Origin of the sequence: Janthinobacterium sp. SUN137, assembly GCF_030587265.1 — a bacterium.
Lineage (GTDB): Bacteria > Pseudomonadota > Gammaproteobacteria > Burkholderiales > Burkholderiaceae_D > Janthinobacterium > Janthinobacterium kumbetense.
In genome coordinates this window covers 661,484-684,271 of the sequence record NZ_JAPWHZ010000002.1, presented here as the reverse complement: position 1 = coordinate 684,271, position 22,788 = coordinate 661,484, and the positions used below count along the sequence as shown (strand labels likewise).

Sequence of the window (22,788 nt, the reverse complement as noted above, 5' to 3'; positions counted from 1 at the left end):
TTTGCGCGCCGTTCGGCGAAGATGCGGGGCTTTTCTTGCGCCTCCGCAGTGCAACATGCATTTCGCTCCTGATTTGCCCATTCATGCTTTAGAATCAGCGACCTCAGCCCCGTAAAAACAGGATAAAACATATGACGGCAGTCGGGATTACCGAACCACAAGAGCTCAAGCGCGGCCTGAAAAGCCGCCACATCCAGCTCATCGCCCTGGGCGGCGCCATCGGCACCGGCCTGTTTCTGGGCATCGCGCAAACCATCAAGATGGCCGGCCCTTCAGTGCTGCTGGGTTATGGCATCGCCGGCGTCATCGCCTTCCTGATCATGCGCCAGCTGGGCGAGATGGTGGTCGACGAACCCGTCGCCGGCTCCTTCAGCTACTTTGCCGACAAATACTGCGGCCACCTGCCCGGCTTCCTGTCGGGCTGGAATTACTGGGTGCTGTATGTGCTCGTCAGCATGGCCGAACTGACGGCCGTCGGCATCTACGTGCAGTACTGGTGGCCGGGCGTGCCCACCTGGGTGTCGGCGCTCGTCTTCTTTTGCGTGATTAACGCCATCAGCTTGTTGAATGTCAAGGCGTTTGGCGAGATGGAATTCTGGTTTGCCCTCATCAAGGTGGTCGCCATCATCGGCATGATCGTCTTCGGCGCGTACCTGCTGGCCTCCGGCGACGCGGGCCCGCAGGCGTCGGTGGCCAACCTGTGGCAGCACGGCGGCTTCTTCCCGAATGGCTGGCAGGGACTGGTGATGGCCATGGCCGTCATCATGTTCTCGTTCGGCGGCCTGGAACTGGTCGGCATCACGGCGGCCGAGGCGGATGACCCGAGCACGACGATCCCGCGCGCCACCAACCAGGCCATCTACCGCATCCTGATCTTTTACATCGGCGCGCTGGGCATCCTGCTGTCGCTGTACCCGTGGCAAAACGTCGTTACCGGCGGCAGCCCCTTCGTGCTGATCTTCCATGCGCTCGACAGCAACATGGTGGCCACGGCCCTGAACGTGGTGGTGCTGACGGCCGCCCTGTCCGTCTACAACAGCGGCGTGTACTGCAACACGCGCATGCTGTTCGGCCTGGCCAAGCAAGGCAATGCGCCGCGCGCGCTGCTGCACCTGAACCGCCGCGGCGTGCCGCTGGTCGCCCTGGGCGTGTCGGCCCTGGCGACAGGCGCCTGCGTGGTGGTCAATTACTTCATGCCGGGCGAAGCGTTTGAAGTGCTGATGGGACTCGTGGTGTCGGCGCTGATCATCAACTGGGCCATGATCAGCTGGATCCACCTGCGCTTCCGCGCGCAGAAAAAAATCGAAGGCAAGACGACCCTGTTCCAGAGCCTGGGCTACCCGTTCACCAACTACCTGTGCCTGGCGTTCCTGGCCGGCATCCTGGTGATCATGTACCTGACGCCGGGCCTGCGCATTTCCGTCTACCTGATTCCCGTGTGGCTCGCCGCGCTGGGCGTCGGCTACTGGATCAAGCAAAGCAAGGCCAAAGCGTAAGCTGTTTGCGCCGCATCAAACAAAAAGCCCGTCTTCGCAGGAAGACGGGCTTTTTTTAATATGAGGCAAGGGGCAATTAACGGACCGCCTCCTCGGGCGGCACATCGGCTTGCCACAGGCTGATGGTCTGGCCCGCATACGACTGCAGCAGCACGTCGTCGCTCAAGGTCAGCAGCGCCTGCTTGCGCTGTTCCAGCCGCGCTTCGGGCGTCATCTCCTTCTCGCCCGACTTGTATGGCCCCAGCACGGGCAGCAAGTCGCGCAGCACGGAGAAATTGCCCGGCGTGGTCTTGTCCGATTGCAGCTTGCCCAGGAAATACTTCATGACGTGTTCGGACTGGCTGCCCTCCTGCCGCAAGCTCGCCTTCACCATCTTGCCATCCTTGTAGGCCACTTGCGCCTCGCTGCTGGCCGTATCCTCAATCTGGTGGTAGGTATAGTTCTGCGATTCCGTATTGTCCAGCAGGCGCAGCGGCACGCCAGGGACCAGCGTCTGGTGGTAGCTGGCGCTCAGCTTCGATTGCTGCTGCTGCCTGATTGAGCGCTCGTCCTGGCTGGCGCCGGCCTGCTCCGTCTTCTGCGACACTTCATAGTTGAAGCCATCCTTTTCCGCGCTGCGCATGGGATTGCTGAATTTCACGGTCTGCGACACGGAAGCGCTGAAATCGGCCAGCCCCGTCAGGATGGACTTGTCCTCGGCCGCCAGGCGCCACTTGCCCGTCGCGGGATTGTCCGTGGCCACTTGCGGTGCGGCGGTATTGCTGTGCAAGGCAGTGAAGCTATCCTTGAGCATGGCCACCAGGCCCGCGTCGCCATGGCCGCGCGACGCCGCCTGGTCGAATTGCTTCATATAGCTGCCCAGCGCCTTGGCTTGCCGCTCGGGGCTGCCCAGGGTATTGAGCGCGCTGGTATCGACCTTCAGGTCCAGGCTGCCGGCCTCGCCGCTGAAGCTGACCTTGCGCTGCGCGCCATCGGCCTGGAAATCCAGGGTTTGGGTACTTTCCGTTTCGCCACGCACCTTGACTTCCGCATGCAGCTTCACCGACTCGAGCACTTGCTGGTCGAACTGCATCAAACCTTCCAGCTTGATTTTCGGCGTGCTTTGTCCCATCCCGTCGATGGCTTCCTGAAAACCTTTCGCCAATTCGCCCAGGGCGCTCGCTTCAGCGTCGCTGAGGTCGCCGCTGGTCGTCATGTTCACGGCCAGGCCGTCGCCCTGGCTGTCGAGCGACAGCTTGACTTCCACGCCGCTCTTCGTCGTGATGCTGAGGGAAACCCGGTCTTCACCATTGCCATGCAGGCTGCCGGGCGCGATGCCGGACGCCGCATAGATGTTCGGCGTGGTGCTCGGCGGCGGCTGCCGCATCGCCTGCGAGAAATTGTAGTTTCCCAGCTTGGCTTGTCCCAGCATGGCCGCGCCCAGGCCGCTGAAGCGGCCGCCAAACGCATACGAAGAAAAACTCTTCGTCATCGCCTCGCTCACCTTGTCGCGCGTCGCGCTTTCCCACACCATCGGTGGTTTGACGAGCGCCGCCGGCTTGCCGTCGTTCACGCTTTCCGGGCTGAGAGCAACGATGGACGATGGCGTCGATACGGGCGACGGCGCTGCCGCCTCCGCGCGGTTCGATGTGGCGGCGGCAGCCCGCGACGGGGCGCTGTTCCAGCTGGACAGTGGAGAAATGGAGGTCATGGCGCTGTCACCTTGCAAATAGAGAGAAGATGCATCATAAAAGTTCGATATGGTTAAGTATTTTGCAATTACCTGGCGCCAGGCAAACCTTGCGTCACGTTATCTGGCGTGATGGCAAGTACTGCATGGCAATACTGCATTAACGGCAAGAAACGGAAAAGCATGAGCGTCGGGGAAATGAAACATTTTCATGCCGCCGACCTCGCCTACCCCCAACAAGTTGAATCACCGCCGGGAATGTCCATTAAAATGCCACCATGGAACACAAGATTCTGCGCGCGCCGCTGGCCAGCTTTACCGACTTGTTGCTCGATGCCGTGTGCATGGTCGACGTGGAGGGGCGCTTTGTCTTCGTCAGCACCGCCTGCGAACGCATCTTCGGCTATACGCAGCAGGAAATGATCGGCAAGCTCATGCTCGACATGGTTGCCCCGGCCGACCGCGCGCGCACCCTGGCGGCCGCGCGCGCCATCATGGATGGCCATGCGCAGACGCACTTCGAGAACCGCTACCTGCGCAAGGATGGCAGCCTGGCGCACATCATGTGGTCCGCCCGCTGGTCCGCCGCCGACCAGCTGCGCGTGGCCGTGGCGCGCGACGTCACCCTGCTGAAACAGGCGCAGGCAAAGCAGGCCGCGCTGTACGCCATTTCCGAAGCCATGCAGGCGACGCAAGACTTGTCCGCCTTGCTGCACCGCATCCAGCACATCATCGGCGAACACTTGCCCACGCGCGGCCTGACCTTGCTGCTGCATGACGAACACGGCGCCCAGCCTCCCATGACCTCGCATGCCGACGACAGCGCGCCGCAGCCCACGTCATCGCTGGCCAGCCTGCTGTGCGATGAAGTCCTGCGCAGCGGCCGCCCCCTGCTGTTGCAGACGGGACAACTGGCCGGCCTGCCGGCGGCGCTGCAAACGGCGGCCTGCGCCCTGTCCTCGTGCTGGCTGGCCGTGCCGCTGTATTCTTCCCTGGGCAGCATCGGCGCGCTGGCCTTGCAAGGCGGCCAGGATGCCGTCATCGGCACGGAGCAGGACCAGGATTTGCTGCAATTTGTCGCCAAGCAACTTGCCACCGCCATCGAGCGCCGGCAGTTGCAGACGCAGATGCAATTCATGGCCATGCACGACGAACTGACCCGCCTGCCGAACCGCCGCCTGTTCCACGACCGCCTGCACACGGCCTTCGCGCGCGCGCACCGCCAGGAAGGCCGGCTGTCGCTGCTGTTCCTCGACCTCGACAACTTCAAGCGGGTCAACGACGACCACGGCCATGCCTGTGGCGACCTGCTGCTGCAAACGGTGGCGAGCCGCCTGCGCGATTGCATGCGCGAAACCGACACCCTGGCCAGGATGGGCGGCGATGAATTCGTCGTGCTTTTGGAAAGCAATGCCGCGCCCGCCGACGTCAGCCTGATCGAGCAAAAGATCCACGCGGCCCTGGCTGCGCCGCTGCACCTGGGCAACGGACAGCATTTGCAGATCGCCGTCAGCATCGGCGTGGCCCACTATCCGGAAGACGGCGATACCATGCAACTGCTGCTGCGCCATGCGGACCGCGCCATGTATGCATCGAAAATGCTGGCCGCCGCCTCGCGCTAGCGGACGCCCGCTCCTGGCGGCAGTTGCCCCTATGCTATACTTTCCGGCGATGCTAAGACTCTTCAAAACATGGCTGATCCTGCTGCTGATCGCGGCGGTGCCGCTGCAGGCGGCCGCTGCGGGCGCCACGCGGCTATGCGCGCCGCTCGCTGACGAGCCTGCCGTCGCGATGACAGCGGCTTGCCAGCATCACGCTGCGCGCTCATCCGCCGTCGCGGACAGCGCCGGCACGCCGGAAAACGACAAGACCCCTGCCAAGCACCCCGCGTGCGGCGCCTGCGCCAGCTTTTGCCTGGGCGCGCTGATGTCGCCTGGCCTGGCCCTGCCTGCCGCCGCCTGCAGCGGTGCGCAACAAGTCACCATCGCTACGGCCACCTTGCTGACGGGATTCATTCCCGACGGCCCGCGCCGGCCGCCGCGGCCGCTTTCCGCTTAAATTCCAAGCTCGTCCCAAGCAAGCCACCAAGGTGGCCACGATAGCCCTATTCCGTCTGAAAGCAACACATGATCAAACATTTCTTATTGCGCGGCGCCTTCGCCGCCATGCTGGGCCTGCCCACGTTCGCCATGGCGGCCCTGCCCGTCATCGAAGTCTACAAGAGCGCCTCGTGCGGCTGCTGTGCCGACTGGATCAAGCACCTGGAAGCGAACGGTTTTACGGTCCGCGCGAAAAATGTCGAGATGCCGGCGCAATACCGCAAGCTGGCCGGCATTCCCGACGCGCTCGGCTCCTGCCACACTGGCCTCGTCAACGGCTACGCCATCGAAGGCCATGTGCCGGCCAGCGAGATCAAGCAGTTGCTGCGCGACAAACCCAAGGCGAAAGGCCTGGCCGTGCCGGCAATGCCGATGGGCTCGCCTGGCATGGAAGGACCGCGCAAGGATGCGTATGACGTCTTGCTGGTCAAGAACAATGGCAGCACCGAGGTCTACAAGCATTACAAATAAAAAACCTGCACGGAAATGAAAAACGCCGCCGGAATCGCTTCCGGCGGCGTTTTTCTATCAGGCAGCAGTCAAGAACTTACTGCCTGTCAAGACTGCATCAGATGCTGTCCAGCACCGCATTCAGGCTGGCGCTAGGACGCATAACGGCTTCCGTCTTCGCCGGATCTGGCAGGTAGTAGCCGCCGATATCCGTTTCCTTACCTTGTACTGCTTTCAGCTCGGCAACGATCTTTTCTTCGTTGTCGGCCAGGGCCTTGGCCACCGGCGCAAAATGCGCTGCCAGTTCCGCATCGTCCTTCTGCGCAGCCAGGGCTTGCGCCCAGTACATGGCCAGGTAGAAATGGCTGCCGCGGTTGTCCAGCTCGCCGGTACGTGGCGATGGCGACTTGTTGTTGTCCAGCAGCTTGCCGGTGGCTTCATCCAGGGTTTTCGCGAGGATTTTGGCCTTCGCATTGCCCGTCTTGATACCCATGTCTTCCAGCGACACGGCCAGGGCCAGGAACTCGCCCAGCGAATCCCAGCGCAAATGGTTTTCTTCCACCAGTTGCTTGACGTGTTTCGGTGCCGAACCGCCGGCGCCCGTTTCATACATGCCGCCACCGGCCATCAATGGCACGATCGACAACATCTTGGCGGACGTGCCCAGTTCCAGGATCGGGAACAAATCGGTCAGGTAGTCGCGCAGGATATTGCCGGTCACCGAGATGGTGTCCAGGCCGCGGAAGGCGCGTTCCAGGGTGTAACGCATGGCGCGCGTTTGCGACATGATCTGGATGTCCAGGCCCTTGGTGTCGTGCTCCTTCAGGTAAACCTGTACCTTCTTGATGACTTCGTTCTCGTGCGGACGGTAGGAATCGAGCCAGAACACGGCAGGCATGCCCGAATTGCGCGCGCGCGTGACGGCCAGCTTGACCCAGTCGCGGATCGGCGCGTCCTTGACCTGGCACATGCGCCAGATATCGCCCTCTTCCACCGTTTGCGTCAGCAGCACTTCGCCCGTTTCCAGGTCGGTGATGTTGGCGATGCCGCCTTCCGGCACTTCAAACGTCTTGTCGTGCGAACCGTATTCTTCCGCTTGCTGCGCCATCAGGCCCACGTTCGGCACGGTGCCCATGGTCTTCGGATCGAAGTTGCCATGCCATTTGCAGAAGCCGATCATTTCCTGGTAGATACGCGCGAAAGTCGATTCCGGCATGACGGCCTTGACGTCCTTCGGACGGCCATCGGCGCCCCACATCTTGCCGCCGATACGGATCATGGCTGGCATCGACGCGTCGACGATGATGTCGTTCGGCGAATGGAAGTTGGTGATGCCCTTGGCCGAATCGACCATGGCCAGTTCCGGACGGTTGGCGTGGCAGGCGTGCAAATCTTTCAGCACTTCATCTTTTTGCGACGCTGGCAGGGTTTCGATCTTGTCGTACAGGTTGCTCATGCCATTGTTGACATTCACGCCCAGCTTGTCGAACAGCGCGGCGTGCTTGGCGAACGCGTCCTTGTAGAAGATGCGCACGCAATGGCCGAAAACGATAGGGTGCGAAACCTTCATCATGGTCGCCTTGACGTGCAGCGAGAACATCACGCCCGTCTTGAAGGCGTCGTCGATTTCCTTCTCGTAGAACTCCAGCAGCGCTTTCTTGCTCATGAACATGCTGTCGATGATTTCGCCCGCTTGCAGGGAAACCTTCGGTTTCAGCACGATGGTCTTGCCCGAGGCCGTGACCAGTTCCATCTTGACGTCGCGCGCCTTTTCCAGCGTCAGCGATTTTTCGCCGTGGTAGAAGTCGCCATGGTGCATGTGCGACACGTGCGTTTGCGACGACTGGCTCCACTCGCCCATCGAATGCGGGTGCTTCCGTGCGTACTCTTTGACGGCCTTCGGTGCGCGGCGGTCGGAATTGCCTTCGCGCAAGACCGGGTTGACCGAGCTGCCGATGCACTTGCCGTAACGGGCTTTCAGGGCTTTTTCTTCGTCCGTCTTCGCATCTTCCGGGTAATCCGGCAGCTTGTAGCCACGGCCTTGCAATTCGCGCACGCAGGCGATCAGCTGGCCTTGCGAAGCGCTGATGTTCGGCAATTTGATGATGTTGGTGTCCGGATTCTGGGTCAATTTGCCCAGTTCAGCCAGGGTGTTCGGGACTTTTTGCGCGTCCGTCAGGAATTCGGGAAATTCAGCCAGTACACGGGCCGCCACCGAAATATCGCTGGCGACCACGTCCACGCCAGCCGGCGCGGTGAATTTTTTGATAATTGGCAGCAGGGAATACGTCGCGAGCAGCGGCGCCTCGTCAGTCAGCGTGTAGATGATTTTGGATTTTTGTGTTGCCATGTTCATTCCCTTGTATGCGGTGATGCCTGGTGGTTAACTTTCTTCATTCCAAACACAGGACGGTTAGCCTTGCTTTGGACGGCTAGTGTGCCGGCGGTGACGCCGTGCTTGCCCACCACGTATTTTAGACTGTCCTGCCGCTGTTTGTGTATCAGATGGCGACGAATCTTATATAAGACAGCAAATATCCGGATCTGAAGGCCCAGGATGGTCATTTTCCGCGCTGAAATGCCCTCCAGGCATGCGCGCGGCATGTATGCGGCCGTGGCGGCAATGAATATATTAATCATTATAAATCGTAATGATTCTCATTTATAATATCCTATGTGCAATTCCTCCCTATCAACTTTATACGCTTGCCCCTGATGCCCATTCAACATTCCCGACTCGCCCACCCCCACCTCACCACCCGATTGATCCTCGCCGGCCTGCTCGTCGCCAGCGTGACGCCGCAGGCGATCGCCCAGGCGACGGCCGATGCATCCGCCCCGCTCGCCACCGTGCTGGTCAACGGACAAGCCGAAGCGGACGCCGGCGGACAGATCGCCAAGAGCGCGCGCGCCGGCATGCTGGGCGAAAAAGACTTGCTCGATACGCCGTTCAGCGTCAACAGCTACACCAGCCAGCGCATGCTGGACCAGCAGGCGCTGACCCTGGCCGAGGTGCTGGGCGGCGACCCGTCCACCCGCTTCACGGGCCAGATCGGCGGCGTCACGGATTCCTTCTTCATCCGCGGCTTCCCCCTCAACGAAGGCAATCTGAGCGAAGTGGCGTTCGACGGCGTGTATGGAGTCTCGCCCAACTACCATTTGTTTACGGAGTATCTGCAGAGCGTGGAAGTGCTCAAGGGGCCGGCCGCCTTGCTGTACGGCATGTCGCCGAACGGCGGCGTGGGCGGCGTCGTCAACGCCGTGCCGAAACGTTCCTTGCCGCGCGACCTGACGCGCCTGACCGTCGATTACGGCGCGGGCTCGCAGGCTGGCGCGGCCATCGACGTCAGCCGCCGCTTCGGCGAGGAACGGCGCTTCGGCATCCGCTTCAATGGCTTGCACCGCCAGGGCCGCACGCCGCTCGACCACCAGACCTCGCGCGCGGAAGTGGCGGCCATCGCCCTCGATTACCAGGGCCAGCGCCTGCGCGCCTCGCTCGACGTGATCGAGCAATACCAGTGGATCGACGCGCCCACGCGCCCCTTCCTCGTGGCCGCTCGCCTGCCCGTGCCGGCAGCGCCCGATGGCCGCCGCAACATCGCCCAATCCTGGGGCTGGTGGAAATCCAACGACCTGGCCACCCTGGGCAAGGTCGAATACGACCTGAACGACAACGTCACCGTGTTTGTCGACGTGGGCGGCACGCGCTCCGACGTGTCGCGCTATTCGGACCAGACGCCGACCATCACCAGCGCGGCCGGCGACATGACGGTCACGCCCATGAACTGGAAATTCCGCGTGCGGCGCGCCAGCGCGGACACGGGCGTGCGCGCGCGCTTTCGCACGGGCGGCGTCGAGCATGCGCTGGTCGTGATGGGCAATGTCTACCAGGACGAATTTGGCAGCGTCAGCAATTCCGGCAAGCTCATCACCTCGAATATCTACCGCCCTGTCGCCGTGGCCGACCCCGGCATCGCCGCCCCGGCCCGCGCGCCGAAGCTGTCCGCCTCCACCCTGTCCAGCCTGGCCGTGGCCGACACCCTGGACATGCTGGACCAGCGCGTGCAACTGACCCTGGGCGTGCGCCGCCAGCTGGTCGAAGCGAAAAACTACCATGCGACGACGGGCGTGCTGACCACGCACTACAAGCAGGGCGCCCTGACGCCGCTGGCCGGCATCGTCGTCAAGCCATTGCGCCACGTGTCGCTGTACGCGAACTATATCGAGGGCTTGAGCAAGGGCGATATCGCGCCGAACATCGCCGACAACGCGGGCCAGGTGTTCGCACCCTACAAGAGCAAGCAGTATGAAGTGGGCACGAAGGCCGATTTCGGCGTGGTGCTGGCGACCCTGGCCGTGTTCCAGGTGACGAAACCCAGCGGCCAGCTGTATGGCAAGGTCTACAGCATGGACAGCGAGCAGCGCAACCGGGGCCTGGAACTGAACCTGTCGGGCGCCGCCAGCAAGGCCGTGCGCCTGCTGGCCGGCATCACCTTGCTCGACGGGCGCCTGGTGAAGACCAACAACGCCGCCACCATGGGCAAGCGCCCCGTGGGCGTGCCCACGTCCATGGCCAATCTGGGCGGCGAATGGGATGTGCCGTACTGGCCTGGCCTGACGGCCACGGGCGCCGTCAGCTACACGGGCAAGCAGTTTGTCGACCAGACGAATGTGCAGTCGGTGCCGTCATGGACCAAGGTGGACCTGGGCTTGCGCTACCGCACGGCCATCGCCGGCAAGGCGACCACCTTGCGCGGCGGGCTGATGAACGCGTTCGACCGCCATTACTGGGCCGGCGTGGCTTCGTATGGCACCGTCTCGCAATCGGCGCCCCGCAGCGTGCAACTGTCGGCCGCCGTGGATTTTTGACGGGCACCGGCATCGGGCATCGCCCGGCTGGCGCGTGCACTGCGCGCCAGCCGCAAAGTCAGAAACAATAAAAATAGCAAGAAGCAGACCAAGCCACCGCTGATGGCGCCAGGACCCACCGCTGGTCCTGGCATCATCGGCAAACGGCGACACTCCCGCAGCGGCTCGATACGCCGCACCGCAACGCATTCCATACCTCCCTGCCACTTCCCGGCGCACTGCCGCCGCCATTCCGCCTGCCTCGCTGCGTCGACAAGGACGCAACACCGAACGACAACTACATTGATATTTATCAAATTGACTGCCCGAGGCCTGGGCTACTGTCGGTGCCATCTTTGATTTGAAACAGAAACTCTGCAGCCAAGAATCGACCATTCCAGAAACAACGCCAGTTCTCGCCAGGCTCTTCATTCCCCAGCCGATAACGCTCGCCAAGTGCGGTAACACCCAGCGTCCCACCTCCCTTGCCTACACGTGCAGGGGAAACTTTTGCTAGCGATTTTGCAGCTTTTTGATTAATGAACGTTAAAAAGGAATTTCGTATGAGCACGTATTCTGACATTTGCATCGTAGGCGCCGGCATAGGCGGCTTGACTTGCGCCAACCGCCTGATCGACACCGCCGCCAGCAGGAAGCTGCGCATCCGGGTCTTCGACCTGAATGCCACCGTCGGCGGCCGCATCCAGTCGCGGAAAATAGATGGCGAGGAAATCGCCGAACTCGGCGCCGCCCGCTACTCGCCGCAGCTGCATCCGCACTTCCAGCAACTGATGCAGGGCAGCGGGCTGCCGCATGCCGTCTACCCGTTCACCGAGGTCATTTCCCACGACAGCGTGCTGGAAGAGCTGAAGGCAACGCTGCATGGCCTGAGCCCGATGCTCAAGGAGCATCCGAACGACTCCTTCCTCGAATTCTTCAGCCATTACCTGGGCGCCGCCAAGGCCACCCACATCATCAAGGCGACCGGCTATGACGCCCTGCTGCTGCCGATGGTGTCGGCGGCCATGGCCTACGACATCATCAAGAAACACCCGGAAACGCAGCACTTTACGGAAAACGCCGCCAACCAGTGGCGCTATGCCACCGACGGCTACCACGCGTTGCTGTGCCAGCTGCAGTACCAGGCCCAGGCCGCCGGGGTGGAATTCCGCCTGGAACACCGCTTGCTGTCCGTTGAAAAATCCGGCGCCGACCATGTGCTCGCCTTCAGCCACCAGGGCGACACGCAGATGCACCGCACGCGCCACCTGGTGATGGCCATCCCGCCGTCCGCCATGCCGCGCCTGAACCTGGATTTCCCGAACGCCTGGAGCCCGTTCCAGTACGACTCGCTGCCCCTGTTCAAGGGCTTCCTCACGTTCGACACGGCCTGGTGGGAAGCGCTGGGGCTGACCGACAAGGTGCTGATGGCGGCCAATCCCCTGCGCAAGGTCTACTTCAAGAGCGACAAGTATGTGCTGTTCTACACCGACAGCAAAAGCGCCACCTACTGGCGGGACAGCCTGGAACTCGGTGAAGACGTGTACCTGGAGCGCGTCCGCCGCCACCTGGAAGACGTCCTGCCGCTCGATGGCCAGCCGCTGCCGCCGATCAAGGCGCACTTCCACAAGTTCTGGCCGCATGGCGTCGAGTTTTGCGTGGAACCGGAAGCCGAGCACCCGGCCGTCCTGCTGCACCGGGACGGCATCATCTCTTGCTCGGATGCCTATACCGCGCATTGCGGCTGGATGGAAGGCAGCCTGATCAGCGCCCAGCACGCCAGCGGCCTGTTGCTGCAGCGGCTAGATCAACGGGAAGACGTCGCCGCCGCCAACGATACCTTCATCACTTCCTCGACCGAGCGCGCATGAGCCTACTTGACTTCCCCCGTCTGCATTTTCGGGGTTTTGCCCGCGCCAATGTGCCGACGGGGAATCGCAATACGCACGGCAACATCGATATCGCCACGAACACGGTATCGATGGCGGGCGAGCCTGTCGACCTGAGCCGGCCGCCGGCTGAATTCCATGCGCACCTGAAACAGCTTACCCCCCGCTTCAACGCCAAGGGCAAGCCCGATCCGGACGGCATCTTCAGCCAGGCGGCAGGCCACAATTTTTGCGGGAATAATCATTTTTCGTGGGAAAACGCGAGGATCACGGGCGTCCAGCTGCGCGATGGCGAGATCGATACGCAAGACCCGCTGGTGGGCGCCAGGCTGGGCCTGTGGGGCCACTACAACGAGTACCTGCGCACGACCTTCAACCGCGCCAGGTGGATCGACAACAACCCGGCCCAGCCGGACACCACGCTGATCTACGCCGGCCAGTTCACCTTGAGCGACAAGCTGGCCACGCCCAACACACCCACGCTGTTTACGGCCGACATCGCGCAGGCGCACTCGGTGCGCTGGCTCGGCAGCGGCCATATCACGGAACGCAGCGGGCATTTCCTGGACGAGGAAATCGGCCGCTCCAGGCTGTTCCAGTTCTCCGTGTCCAAGCAAGACCCGCATTTCCTGTTCAATGCGGACCTGCCGTTGCCGGCCAGTATGCATGTCTTGCAGCAAGCTTTGGCCGACGACGAGGTGCTGGGCCTGACGGTGCAGTATTGCCTGTTCAATATGTCGACGCCGCAAAAACCGGACTCGCCCGTGTTCTACGACCTGGCCGGCAGCATCGGCCTGTGGCGGCGCGACGAGCTGGCCACCTATCCGGCCGGCCGCCTGCTGCAGCCGCGCCAGGCCAGCCTGGGACCGGTGCTGGTGAAACTGCATGCGGACCGCGTCTCGTTCAACATGCCGACCGCCATCCCCTTCACCACGCGCGACGCGGACGCCGTCTCGGAACAGCATCCCACGCATGCCCTGGGCGGCAAGCAGGCGCTCGGCGACCTGCTGCTGCAGGATGACTCCGGCACCTTGCTGGCGCGCATTCCCGAGCGGTTGTACCGCGACCACTGGCGCCATCACGGCGTCTTCGACGTACCGCTGCAACATGCCCCCGCCGCGGGTTCGCTCAGCCTGGGCAGCGCGCAGGCGCAGTGGGACGAGGCCGACTGGGTATCGCAATCGGACAGCAACCAGCTGTACCTGGAAGCGCCGAACCGCAACAAGCACGAGCAATTTCCGCAGGCCATCACCGTGCAAAGCCGCTTCCGCGGCGAGCTGGCGGCGCCCCCGTCCCTGGCGCAGGCGGAAGACGGCGCGCTGCTGACCGTGGAGCAGCAGCCGTCGCCGCTCGGCCACGGCTACACGGCGCTGACCCTGACGGGGCGCCAGCCGGGCGCGACCCGCATCGTGCTGGGGACGGGCAAACACAAACAATACCTCGGCGTGCGGGTACTGCCCGACGACTGGCATCTGGACGACGTACCGGCGGAACAGGTCGACTACGCCTTCCTCTACCGGCATGTGATGAGTTACTACGAGCTCGTGTATCCCTTCATGTCGGACAAGGTCTTCAGCCTGGCGGACCAGTGCAAGTGCGAAACGTATGCGCGCCTGATGTGGCAGATGTGCGATCCGCAGAACCGCGACAAGAGCTACTACATGCCCAGCACGCGCGAACTGTCGCTGCCAAAATCGCGCCTGTTCCTAAAATACCTGACGCAGGTCGAGGCAAAGGCCAAGGCGGCGCTGCCGGCACCGGCCACGCCGCACGCCATCGGCAGCAAGGCGGAACTGATCGACGAGCTGAAAAAGGCCATCGACCTGGAACTGTCGCTCATGCTGCAATACCTGTATGCCGCGTATTCCATTCCCAATTATGCGCAGGGGGCGGCGCTGGTGCAGGCGGGCCGCTGGCTGCCGGCCGAGCTGGAGCTGGCCTGCGGCGCCGAAGACCGGCGACGCAACAGCGGCACGCGCGGCATGTTGCTGGAAATCGCCCACGAAGAAATGATTCACTATTTATTAGTCAACAATGTGCTGATGGCGCTCGGCGAACCGTTCCACAGAGGCACCCCGGTGCTGGGCCAGCAGGCGCGCCAGCGTTTCGGCCTGGACACGGAATTTGCATTCGAGCCATTTTCCGAGCACGTGCTGGCCCGTTTCGTGCGTTTCGAATGGCCCGACTACATTCCCACGCCGGGCAAATCGATTGCCACCTTCTATATCGCGATCCGCCGGGCCGTGGCCGAGCTGCCCGGCCTGTTCGAGAGCGGCGGCGGCAAGCGCGGCGGCGAACATCATTTGTTCCTGAAAGAACTGACCAACCGCGCCTATCCCGGCTACCAGCTGGAAGTGTCCGACCGCGACAGCGCGCTGTTCGCCATCGACTTCGTCACCGAGCAGGGCGAAGGCGTGGCCGTCGATTCGCCGCATTTCGCCTCGTCGCACTTCCAGCGGCTGCGCACCGTCGCCGGCAAGTTCTCCGCCTGCGGCAAGCCGTTCGAGCCGGCGCGGCCGGCGCTGAAGAATCCGGTGCTGGAAGCGCGGGCGGACTGCACGGTAGTGACGGATCAAACGGCGCGCGCGCTGATGCAGCTGTATCAAGGCTGCTACGAACTGACCTTCCTGCTGATGGCGCACCATTTCGCGCAGCGGCCGCTGGGCAGTCTGCGCCGCTCGCGCCTGATGAACGCCTCCATCGACATCATGACCGGCCTGTTGCGCCCCCTGTCGGCGGCCCTGATGAACATGCCATCGGGCGTGCCCGGCCGCCACGCGGGACCGCCCGTGCCCGAACCGGTCAGCAGCAAGGTCAGCAGCGACTACAGCCTGGGCTGCGACATGCTGGCGCAGAAGTGCCTGGCGCTGGCGCAGTACGCGCGCAGCCTGGAGAGCGATGTCATCGGCATGGCGCCGATAGAAATGTTGGAGTTTTTTAATCAGCAACTTACCGATTTATCTCGGGGAAAGATGTCAAGAGAGGCCTGAAATGCATAAAATCATTATCGTCGGCGGAGGCCTGGCAGGTAGCCTCAGCGCCATTTATCTGGCGCAGCGGGGGCACGATGTCCACGTCATCGAAAAACGCGGCGATCCGCTGCTGGAGAATACCGCCAACGCCGACCCGGTCAACTCGCGCGCCATCGGCGTGAGCATGACGGTGCGCGGCATCAAGGCCGTCCTGGGAGCTGGCATCAGCAAACAGGAGCTCGACCAGTGCGGCGAACCCATCGTCGGCATGGCCTTCAGCGTGGGCGGCCGGCACCGGATACGCGAGCTGACCCCGCTCGAAGGCCTGTTTCCCCTGTCGCTGGACCGCACAGCCTTCCAGCGCCTGCTGAACCGGCATGCCGTCAAGCACGAAGTGAAGTATTACTTTGAGCATAAATGCCTGGATGTCGACCTGGAAAGAAAGATCGTGCTGGTCCAGGGCCCGGACGGCGCCGTACAGCAGCTGTATGGCGACCTGGTGATTGGCGCCGACGGCGCCCACTCGGCCGTGCGGCGCGCCATGCAAAGCGGCATGCGCCGTTTCGAGTTCAAGCAGAGCTACTTCCGCCACGGCTACAAGACTCTCGTGTTGCCGCACGCGGCAGATCTCGGTTTCCGCAAGGATTTGCTGTATTTTTTCGGCATGGATTCCAAGGGCCTGTTTGCCGGCCGCGCCGCCACCATCCCGGACGGCAGCATCAGCTTTGCCCTGTGCCTGCCCTACACCGGCACGCCCAGCCTGGGCACGCTCAACCGCGAAGCCATGGCCGACTTCTTCAACCTCTACTTCGGCAGCCTGCCGCCGGAGCGCCGCAAGGAGATGCTCGACCAGTTCATGGCGCTGCCCAGCAACGACCTCATCAATGTCCGCTCCAGCACCTTCCACTACAAGGCCAATATCCTGCTGATCGGCGATGCGGCGCATGCCACCGCCCCGTTCCTCGGGCAAGGCATGAACATGGCGCTGGAAGACGTCCACGTCTTCGTTTCCCTGCTGGAAAAGCACGGCAATGCGCTGGGCCCTGCCCTGTCCGAGTTCACGCAGCAGCGCAAGGTGCAGGCGGACGCCATGCAGGACATGGCGATCGCCAACTATGAAGCGCTGAGCAATCCGAATCTGATTTTCTTCCTGCAGACGCGCTACACGCGCTACATGCACAAGAAATTCCCCCGTGTTTATCCGCCGGACATGGCGGAGAAACTGTACTTCACATCGGTTCCCTACGATGAATTGCAGCAAATCCAGAAGAAACAAAACGTTTGGTACAAACTTGGAAGGGTAAATTAATGAACATTCTCGTCATCGGCGCAGGCCCCGCAGGCCTGCTCTTCGCCAGCCAGATGAAACAGGCCCAGCCCGGCTGGAATATCAGCATTACGGAAAAAAATACCCCGGAGGAAGTGCTGGGCTGGGGCGTGGTGCTGCCGGGACGGCCGCCGCGCCATCCCGCCAATCCGCTCTCTTACCTGGAGCAGCCGGAACGGCTCAATCCGCAGTTCCTGGAAGAATTCAAGCTCGTGCATCACGACCAGCCCAACCTGATGAGCACGGGTGTTACCCTGTGCGGCGTCGGACGCCAGGCCCTGGTGCAAGCCCTGCGCGCCAAGTGCGTGGCGGCCGGCATCGCCATCCGCTACGAAACGCCGCCAGACGACAAGGCGCAGCTGGAAGCCGAGTACGACCTGGTGGTAGTCTCGAATGGCGTCAATTACAAATCGCTGGACTTGCCGCCGGCGCTGGCGCCGCACATCGATTTCGGCCGCAACAAATACATCTGGTACGGCACCACCCAGCTGTTCGACCAGATGAACCTGGTATTCCGCAGCAATGAACAAGGCATTTTCATCGGCCATGCCTACAAATACTCGGACACGATGAGCACCTTCATCGTCGAATGCAGCGAAGAAACGTACGCTAAGGCCGGGCTGGACGCGCTTTCCGAGCGCGATGCCGCCGCGTATATCGCCAGGACGTTCAAAGCCGAACTCGGCGAGCACAGGCTGCAGAGCCAACCAGGCCAGGGCTGGCGCAATTTCATGACCCTCAGCCGTGACCGGGCCTGCGACGGCAAATTCGTCCTGCTGGGCGATGCGCTGCAATCGGGGCATTTTTCCATTGGCCACGGCACCACCATGGCGGTGGTGGCAGCCCTGCTGCTGGTGAAAATCCTCGATACTGAAGCCAGCACGGCCGCCGCCCTGGACAGTTTCAATGCCCGCGCCGTGCCCCTGATGCAATTGTTCAAGGAGCACGCCAACAGCAGCCGCCTGTGGTTTGAAAGCGTGGGCGAACGTATCGGACTGAGCAATGCAGAGCTGACCGCCAGCTTCGACGCCCGCCGCAAGGACTTGCCGTCGCTACAAGAAGCGCTGATGGCCAGCCTCGGCTACGCGCTGGGCCGCTAGGGAGCTGCCATGCCGACACACGTCTCCCCGCCGCTGCTGCCGATGCAATGGAGCAGCGCTTATATTTCCTACTGGACGCCGATGCAGGAGGACGACCAGGTCACGTCCGGCTATTGCTGGTTCGACTATGCGCGCAACATCTGCCGCATCGATGGCCTGTTCAACCCCTGGCCGGAAAAGGAACATGGACACTTGCTGTGGATGTCGGAAATCGGCGACGCCAGGCGTGAACAAAGCCGCAAGCAGAAAGTGGCCTACGCGAGGCAAGCGCAAGCCACCGGCGAGCAGCTGCAGGGCACGGCGCTGGCCGATGAGGTGATCCCGTTCCATGAGCTGTTCCTGCCGCAAGCGGTGCTGGCGGACGGCGGCGCCCGTCACGACGGCCGCCACACCGTGCTGGGCCGGGAGGCGGACGCCTGGGTAGTGGAGCGGACGGGCAAGCCGTCATCGGTCTTTTACCTGGAGGCCGGCGGCAACCGCCTGCTGCGCATGGTCACGGGCAACGACCCGCAGCACCTTTCGGTACGCGACTTCCCCAACCTGTTTGTCGGCGACATTCCCGACAGCGTCTTTACGTCTTGCAACACCTGACCACGGCGTGGCGCGCGCAAGGGCCGCTTGCGGCCGGGGGGCGCGCCACGCCTGGCGAGTGTTTTAGTGATTACTTTCGAAGGATATTGCTATGCCGCTGGTTGTTTACATTCTGGGGTTGACGATCTTTTCGTTGACGACATCCGAATTCATGGTGGCGGGCATGATGCCGTCGCTGGCCCTGGCCATGGACGAACCAGTGACGCGGATCGGCTATCTGATCTCGCTCTATGCCATGGGCATGGTCATCGGCGGACCGCTGAGCACCATCATCCTGCTCAAATTGCGCGTGCCGAACAAGAAGGGACTGCTGTGGCTGCTGTGCTTTTATGTCCTTGCCCAATCAGTCGCCGCGTCCGCCACCAGCTATGACATCCTGGCCATCGCGCGGGTAGTCACGGGCGTGGCCGCTGCCACCTGCTTTGGCCTGTCCCTGGCGATCTGTGCCGACATCGTCGCGCCCAACGCGCGCGGACGCGCCGCCGCCGTCGTGATCGGCGGCCTCATGCTCGCTTCCGTGGTGGGCGTGCCCGTCGCCACGCTCATCGATCAGCACCTGGGATGGCGCGCCAGTTTCTGGCTGGTGGTGGTGCTGGCGCTCTTGTGCCTGGCGCTCATCACCGTGCTGGTGCCGCGCGCCAAGCCGTCCGAAGTCGTCAGCCTCGGCAATGAGCTGGGGGAATTCCGTAACCGCCACCTGTGGGCAGCGTATGCCAGCAGCGGCCTCATCATTGGAGCGATTTTCGCGGCGTTCAGCTACTTCGCAACCATCCTGACGGAAATTACCGGCTTTCCAGCCTCCGCTATCCCCTGGTTGCTGGGCGTCTACGGCGTCGCCAACGTGGTGGGCAATGCCGTGGTCGGCCGTTATGCGGACCGCTACACCACCGTCATCATGGTCTGGGGCATGGTCATCCTGGGCATCAGCCTGGCGCTGTTCGCCGTCTTTGCACACGACAAGACCGTCAGCGTCGCCTTGCTGGTCGTCACGGGCCTGGTCGGCATGTCGATGAATCCCGCCATCATCGCCCGCGTGATGAAGACCGCCCACCCGGGGCCGCTGGTCAACACGGTGCACACTTCCGTCATCAACATCGGCCTGGGCGCCGGATCATGGTTAGGCGGCCTCGGCATCGCCGCCGGCTACGGCCTGCGCTCCCCACTGTGGGTCGGCGTCGCGCTGGCCGTGCTTGGCCTCCTCAGCTTGCTGCCTTACCTCGGGCACAGGTCGCGCGATTCGGTGCTGTCGCATTAGCGGCTGGCGGCGGTTGGCATTGCCAACCGCCCGCTACCTTAATGGCGGCAGGGTCCTGTCCAATGACCATTTACAAAAAATTATTAACTTCCTCCTGCGTCAGGATAGTTGTCGCGTCACCTGATTTACCGTAGCATGACCAGGTTTCTCCTTCCCGCCGAAAATCTATAAAAGGAAATATCCTTCAAGATCAACCTACCCTGATCACATATAGCATACCGATTGAGCGCGATCGCTTACCAGGCAAGCAGGGCATCCTGCGCTGGAGGCTTGACATCCTGCGTCCCAATACCCTGCGACTGAAATCGCCGACCAGAACGCAATTCTTGCGAAAAATAATGCGAAAAACTCATTCCATAATTCTTTCTATCATTTTGGCCGGCTTGGCCATGCCTGCATTGTCGGCGGATCAGCCACTATCCCTGCCAGACCGCTTGGCCGCCCTTCGCGCGACGATCGCAATCGACCATGGAAAGATGGTTGGTTCCGGCGCGGCAACATTGATAGATGCAGGTCGGGAGAGCCAATTCGTGCTCATCGGCGAGGACCATGGCATTGCAGAAATTGCGAATTTTTCGGCGGCGTATTTTGAAGAATTGGCAAGTCAAGGATTTACGACACTGATTGTCGAAAATGGGCCGGCTGTTGCTGATGCTTTGGCGAAGACGTTGAAGGCCAATACTGGCGTTGCTGGCATAGCAGCATTTAATAAGGCCTATCCGGTCGCTACTGCTTTCTACAATTGGCAAGCTGAGGCGCAATTCCTGGCCCGTTTCGCCAAAGCCGCCGGACCATCGTTCCAATTAGTAGGAATGGATCAGGAACTCATGGGCGCTTCGAAATATTTGCTCGAGCAAATGGCCGGGCAACCGCTTGGTCCTTTGGCGAAATCAAAAATCGAGGCCTTCCGCAAGCTTGAAAGCGACGACTATGGCCGGGCGTCGGCGAGCGGAGACCCGCGTGATCTTTTCATGTTGAAAGTCAAAGAAGAGGAGTTATTCGCCTTACGGAAGCTGCTCACGGCACCCAGGGACATGCCCGCCTTGGCGATGTTAAATTCGTTGATCGAAAGCCGCAGCATTTATAGCAAAAACATAACTCCGGGACAGGGATATGCATCCAATACACAGCGTGCCAAGCTAATGAAGCGGAATGTGGCCAGCCATTTGACGCTTGCGCCTGCACAGCGAATGTTGCTGAAAGCCGGCGCAGTTCATGTATTCCGAGGTTATAACCCGCTGAGTGCCGGTAGCCGGGAGATCGGCAATTATTTGGCTGAATATGCGGAAGGCCGCGGGCAAAAATCGCTGCATGTATTAGTGCTGGCGTCCAAGGGCCAGCAGGCGCAATTTGCTGGAATTGGACGCGCGTCGGCCTCAACAGAAATCGAAAAAACCGATATCAAGTCCGCCATGGCTGGCGTATTGCCCTTCTTCGCCGCGGCGAGCGAGCATAAGGAATGGTCATTGTTCGACGTGCGCCCCTTGCTGGGATCGGCTAAAACCCTGGCGAATGGAAACAGCAGTGTCCAAGGCATGATTCAGGGCTACGATTTTGTACTGGTCATTCCCGATGGGAGCGCAACGTCGGACCTGTGAAAATGTCCCGTGGCCTACGCTGCCTTTATATGGTCAATATTCGGTTAGCGGCAACAATGACGTCACCTTTCTGGCTTACGGTGCACCTTGTCGCGCCGGTTGACCGCGCGCTCCATCAGCGAGCGCGTCAGGAGCTTATGAAACGGCATGATGATAAACAAATACACTCTTCCAAAGAGATTGTTTATTTTAACCAAGGTTGAAACCGTCACTTCCGATCCCTTCAGACTCGGTTGAATGCTTATCCAGATCCGGAAGTCCAGATGCTTGTCGTCACCACCGACGACGACTTCAGTCTCCGTACTTGAAATAATCGGAAACATGCCAATCTTCCCCAGCCCGCGATCACCAAAGCTAATACTTTTCTTTAGTCCGAGCGGTGCGACGATTCCGTTGCGCAAAATTATGAGCAAGGTGAGCATGCGATGCGGCTCAGCGAAAACGGCGCGCCCCGCTTGCTCGGCGTCAACATAGGTTCGATCCCCCTGACCGGAATAACCGTCGGAGAAATCAATGTGCGTCAATCCTGACGCCGTGATGGCTGCTGCCGGTGCGGAAATGAGGAAGACTTTGTTTGCTTCGTTTGTCATGAATAAAACTCTCTCTGTAAAGTGAGTGATGGTCGGACTGCGGTTGTCTTGATTGGCACGCATTCAAGTTTGCAATCGTGCTCTGGCGGACGGAATGCTTTCATCCTGGTCACATAGGCTGGAATGCTCCATAGCGATATCAGATGGTTTGTCCTGTGAAACATGCAAATGCAGCAATGACAACGGCTGAGGTGAGGTGAAAGAAACGTAGATTCATACGGGATCGTCCTCGATTGGCATGCTTCTTGACGGAGCTTGCTAGCAGTTTTCCAATATTGCGCCAACGCCTACCTTCGGGGAGATGGCGTCCCGGACACTCGTATCAATTAGTCGCTCATAGATTGCGCTTTGGCCGGCAGGAATAAGTTCTCTGAGTGTTTGTTGACGTTTGTCCCGGCCGAACAAGGCCTCAACGACCCAACCGATTAGATACACAGCAGACAAACAGCCACCTGCGGTCGCAACATTCCCTTTGCATACCAGGGGCAAATCGAGCACGTCAATTCCCAGGGATTGCAGTTCCTCTTTGGCATCGGGATGAGTCGTGGCCGGCCCCATTGCCAGCAGACCCAACTTGGCAAGAATGAACGAGCCGGCACAGATCGATCCAATGAGCTGCGTGTTTGGATTCAGCGAAAATGCACGCATGAAATCCGGGTTGGCGATAGCGCCTTTCACTCCAACTTTACCGCTGGAAAACAATACAACGTCGGCGTCATTCGCTTCGCTGATGCACCCGTGGGTCTTGATAACAAGGCCGTTTGCGGATTGGTGCTCTTCCTGTGTTCCCAATATCTTCACTTGCCAGTCCGTCTTATTCCTTCCGAGGATGTCCCACATCAAGAACAAATCCAAATCGGTGAAATGATCAAAAATCACGATGACTATTTTTTTCATGTTGCGC

The 22,788-nt window shown here is 61.2% G+C and carries 18 protein-coding genes; 12 read left to right on the top strand and 6 right to left on the bottom strand.

The features are described from left to right. The first annotated feature begins 131 nt into the window (after positions 1-131). A complete protein-coding gene (locus tag O3298_RS11155) occupies positions 132-1,496 on the top strand; it encodes an amino acid permease (protein ID WP_305059366.1) in 1,365 nt (454 codons plus the stop codon). 76 nt (positions 1,497-1,572) lie between these two features. Here O3298_RS11155 and O3298_RS11150 read toward each other — a convergent pair whose 3' ends face one another. Next, positions 1,573-3,186 carry a hypothetical protein gene (locus O3298_RS11150; RefSeq protein WP_305059365.1) on the bottom strand — a complete coding sequence of 538 codons (1,614 nt, stop codon included), beginning with the start codon at positions 3,184-3,186 and terminating at the stop codon, positions 1,573-1,575. Positions 3,187-3,443: 257 nt separating this feature from the next. On the opposite strand from O3298_RS11150, the gene O3298_RS11145 reads away from it, so the two are divergent. From O3298_RS11145 to O3298_RS11135, 3 genes are all read left to right on the top strand, one after another. Continuing rightward, positions 3,444-4,787, top strand: a complete 1,344-nt coding sequence (locus O3298_RS11145) for a diguanylate cyclase domain-containing protein (protein WP_305059364.1) — start codon at positions 3,444-3,446, stop codon at positions 4,785-4,787. A 49-nt stretch (positions 4,788-4,836) separates the two neighbouring features. After that, positions 4,837-5,223, top strand: a complete 387-nt coding sequence (locus tag O3298_RS11140; RefSeq protein ID WP_305059363.1) for a hypothetical protein — start codon at positions 4,837-4,839, stop codon at positions 5,221-5,223. A 68-nt stretch (positions 5,224-5,291) separates the two neighbouring features. Continuing rightward, the gene (locus O3298_RS11135) at positions 5,292-5,735 is read left to right on the top strand and encodes a DUF411 domain-containing protein (protein ID WP_099667723.1); all 444 of its coding nucleotides are present in this window, start codon (positions 5,292-5,294) and stop codon (positions 5,733-5,735) included. Positions 5,736-5,832: 97 nt separating this feature from the next. On the opposite strand, the gene O3298_RS11130 is transcribed toward O3298_RS11135, so the two are convergent. Both O3298_RS11130 and O3298_RS11125 read right to left on the bottom strand, forming a co-directional pair. Continuing rightward, positions 5,833-8,064, bottom strand: coding sequence for an NADP-dependent isocitrate dehydrogenase (locus O3298_RS11130; RefSeq protein ID WP_251348460.1), 2,232 nt, complete (start codon positions 8,062-8,064; stop codon positions 5,833-5,835). Positions 8,065-8,066: 2 nt separating this feature from the next. Further along, positions 8,067-8,354, bottom strand: a complete 288-nt coding sequence (locus tag O3298_RS11125) for a hypothetical protein (RefSeq protein ID WP_251348459.1) — start codon at positions 8,352-8,354, stop codon at positions 8,067-8,069. 75 nt (positions 8,355-8,429) lie between these two features. Between O3298_RS11125 and O3298_RS11120 the strand changes: the two genes are divergently transcribed. After that, entirely contained in the window at positions 8,430-10,583 is a 2,154-nt protein-coding gene (locus O3298_RS11120; RefSeq protein ID WP_305059362.1) for a TonB-dependent siderophore receptor, read from the top strand. A 292-nt stretch (positions 10,584-10,875) separates the two neighbouring features. Here the strand turns inward: O3298_RS11120 and O3298_RS11115 are convergent, their stop codons facing one another. Further along, on the bottom strand, positions 10,876-11,151 hold the full coding sequence (locus tag O3298_RS11115) for a hypothetical protein (protein WP_289914506.1): 276 nt from the start codon (positions 11,149-11,151) through the stop codon (positions 10,876-10,878). On the opposite strand from O3298_RS11115, the gene O3298_RS11110 reads away from it, so the two are divergent. The 7 genes from O3298_RS11110 (at position 11,126) to O3298_RS11080 (ending at position 21,294) form a co-directional block, all read left to right on the top strand. Then, the gene (locus O3298_RS11110) at positions 11,126-12,433 is read left to right on the top strand and encodes an FAD-dependent oxidoreductase (RefSeq protein WP_099667720.1); all 1,308 of its coding nucleotides are present in this window, start codon (positions 11,126-11,128) and stop codon (positions 12,431-12,433) included. The two genes, O3298_RS11115 and O3298_RS11110, sit on opposite strands and share 26 nt — an antisense overlap. Continuing rightward, positions 12,430-15,441 (top strand): iminophenyl-pyruvate dimer synthase VioB, encoded by a 3,012-nt coding sequence (vioB, locus tag O3298_RS11105; protein ID WP_305059361.1) that lies wholly within the window; start codon positions 12,430-12,432, stop codon positions 15,439-15,441. Before O3298_RS11110 ends, vioB begins: the two co-directional genes overlap by 4 nt. Before the next feature lies 1 nt (position 15,442). After that, positions 15,443-16,732, top strand: coding sequence for an NAD(P)/FAD-dependent oxidoreductase (locus tag O3298_RS11100; protein ID WP_305059360.1), 1,290 nt, complete (start codon positions 15,443-15,445; stop codon positions 16,730-16,732). Next, positions 16,732-17,850 carry a tryptophan hydroxylase gene (locus O3298_RS11095; protein ID WP_305059359.1) on the top strand — a complete coding sequence of 373 codons (1,119 nt, stop codon included), beginning with the start codon at positions 16,732-16,734 and terminating at the stop codon, positions 17,848-17,850. The genes O3298_RS11100 and O3298_RS11095 overlap by 1 nt, the downstream gene beginning before the upstream one ends. A 9-nt stretch (positions 17,851-17,859) precedes the next feature. Next, positions 17,860-18,441, top strand: a complete 582-nt coding sequence (vioE, locus tag O3298_RS11090) for a violacein biosynthesis enzyme VioE (protein WP_305059358.1) — start codon at positions 17,860-17,862, stop codon at positions 18,439-18,441. A gap of 91 nt (positions 18,442-18,532) precedes the next feature. After that, positions 18,533-19,696, top strand: coding sequence for an MFS transporter (locus O3298_RS11085; protein ID WP_305059357.1), 1,164 nt, complete (start codon positions 18,533-18,535; stop codon positions 19,694-19,696). A gap of 338 nt (positions 19,697-20,034) precedes the next feature. Next, complete coding sequence (locus tag O3298_RS11080) at positions 20,035-21,294, top strand: hypothetical protein (RefSeq protein WP_305059356.1); 1,260 nt, start codon at positions 20,035-20,037, stop codon at positions 21,292-21,294. A 62-nt stretch (positions 21,295-21,356) separates the two neighbouring features. Here O3298_RS11080 and O3298_RS11075 read toward each other — a convergent pair whose 3' ends face one another. Both O3298_RS11075 and O3298_RS11070 read right to left on the bottom strand, forming a co-directional pair. Further along, positions 21,357-21,884: a DUF2867 domain-containing protein gene (locus O3298_RS11075; protein WP_305059355.1), complete on the bottom strand. Its 528-nt coding sequence runs from the start codon at positions 21,882-21,884 to the stop codon at positions 21,357-21,359. Positions 21,885-22,142: 258 nt separating this feature from the next. Beyond that, positions 22,143-22,781: a DJ-1/PfpI family protein gene (locus O3298_RS11070; RefSeq protein WP_305059354.1), complete on the bottom strand. Its 639-nt coding sequence runs from the start codon at positions 22,779-22,781 to the stop codon at positions 22,143-22,145. Positions 22,782-22,788 lie beyond the last annotated feature (7 nt).

Excerpts from the sequence above, each read along its gene's own strand:
- O3298_RS11155 (WP_305059366.1), top strand. The coding sequence starts at position 132 with ATGACGGCAGTCGGGATTACCGAACCACAAGAGCTCAAGCGCGGCCTG.
- O3298_RS11150 (WP_305059365.1), bottom strand. The coding sequence starts at position 3,186 with ATGACCTCCATTTCTCCACTGTCCAGCTGGAACAGCGCCCCGTCGCGG.
- O3298_RS11145 (WP_305059364.1), top strand. The coding sequence starts at position 3,444 with ATGGAACACAAGATTCTGCGCGCGCCGCTGGCCAGCTTTACCGACTTG.
- O3298_RS11140 (WP_305059363.1), top strand. The coding sequence starts at position 4,837 with ATGCTAAGACTCTTCAAAACATGGCTGATCCTGCTGCTGATCGCGGCG.
- O3298_RS11135 (WP_099667723.1), top strand. The coding sequence starts at position 5,292 with ATGATCAAACATTTCTTATTGCGCGGCGCCTTCGCCGCCATGCTGGGC.
- O3298_RS11130 (WP_251348460.1), bottom strand. The coding sequence starts at position 8,064 with ATGGCAACACAAAAATCCAAAATCATCTACACGCTGACTGACGAGGCG.
- O3298_RS11125 (WP_251348459.1), bottom strand. The coding sequence starts at position 8,354 with ATGATTAATATATTCATTGCCGCCACGGCCGCATACATGCCGCGCGCA.
- O3298_RS11120 (WP_305059362.1), top strand. The coding sequence starts at position 8,430 with ATGCCCATTCAACATTCCCGACTCGCCCACCCCCACCTCACCACCCGA.
- O3298_RS11110 (WP_099667720.1), top strand. The coding sequence starts at position 11,126 with ATGAGCACGTATTCTGACATTTGCATCGTAGGCGCCGGCATAGGCGGC.
- O3298_RS11115 (WP_289914506.1), bottom strand. The coding sequence starts at position 11,151 with ATGCAAATGTCAGAATACGTGCTCATACGAAATTCCTTTTTAACGTTC.
- vioB (WP_305059361.1), top strand. The coding sequence starts at position 12,430 with ATGAGCCTACTTGACTTCCCCCGTCTGCATTTTCGGGGTTTTGCCCGC.
- O3298_RS11100 (WP_305059360.1), top strand. The coding sequence starts at position 15,443 with ATGCATAAAATCATTATCGTCGGCGGAGGCCTGGCAGGTAGCCTCAGC.
- O3298_RS11095 (WP_305059359.1), top strand. The coding sequence starts at position 16,732 with ATGAACATTCTCGTCATCGGCGCAGGCCCCGCAGGCCTGCTCTTCGCC.
- vioE (WP_305059358.1), top strand. The coding sequence starts at position 17,860 with ATGCCGACACACGTCTCCCCGCCGCTGCTGCCGATGCAATGGAGCAGC.
- O3298_RS11085 (WP_305059357.1), top strand. The coding sequence starts at position 18,533 with ATGCCGCTGGTTGTTTACATTCTGGGGTTGACGATCTTTTCGTTGACG.
- O3298_RS11080 (WP_305059356.1), top strand. The coding sequence starts at position 20,035 with ATGCGAAAAACTCATTCCATAATTCTTTCTATCATTTTGGCCGGCTTG.
- O3298_RS11075 (WP_305059355.1), bottom strand. The coding sequence starts at position 21,884 with ATGACAAACGAAGCAAACAAAGTCTTCCTCATTTCCGCACCGGCAGCA.
- O3298_RS11070 (WP_305059354.1), bottom strand. The coding sequence starts at position 22,781 with ATGAAAAAAATAGTCATCGTGATTTTTGATCATTTCACCGATTTGGAT.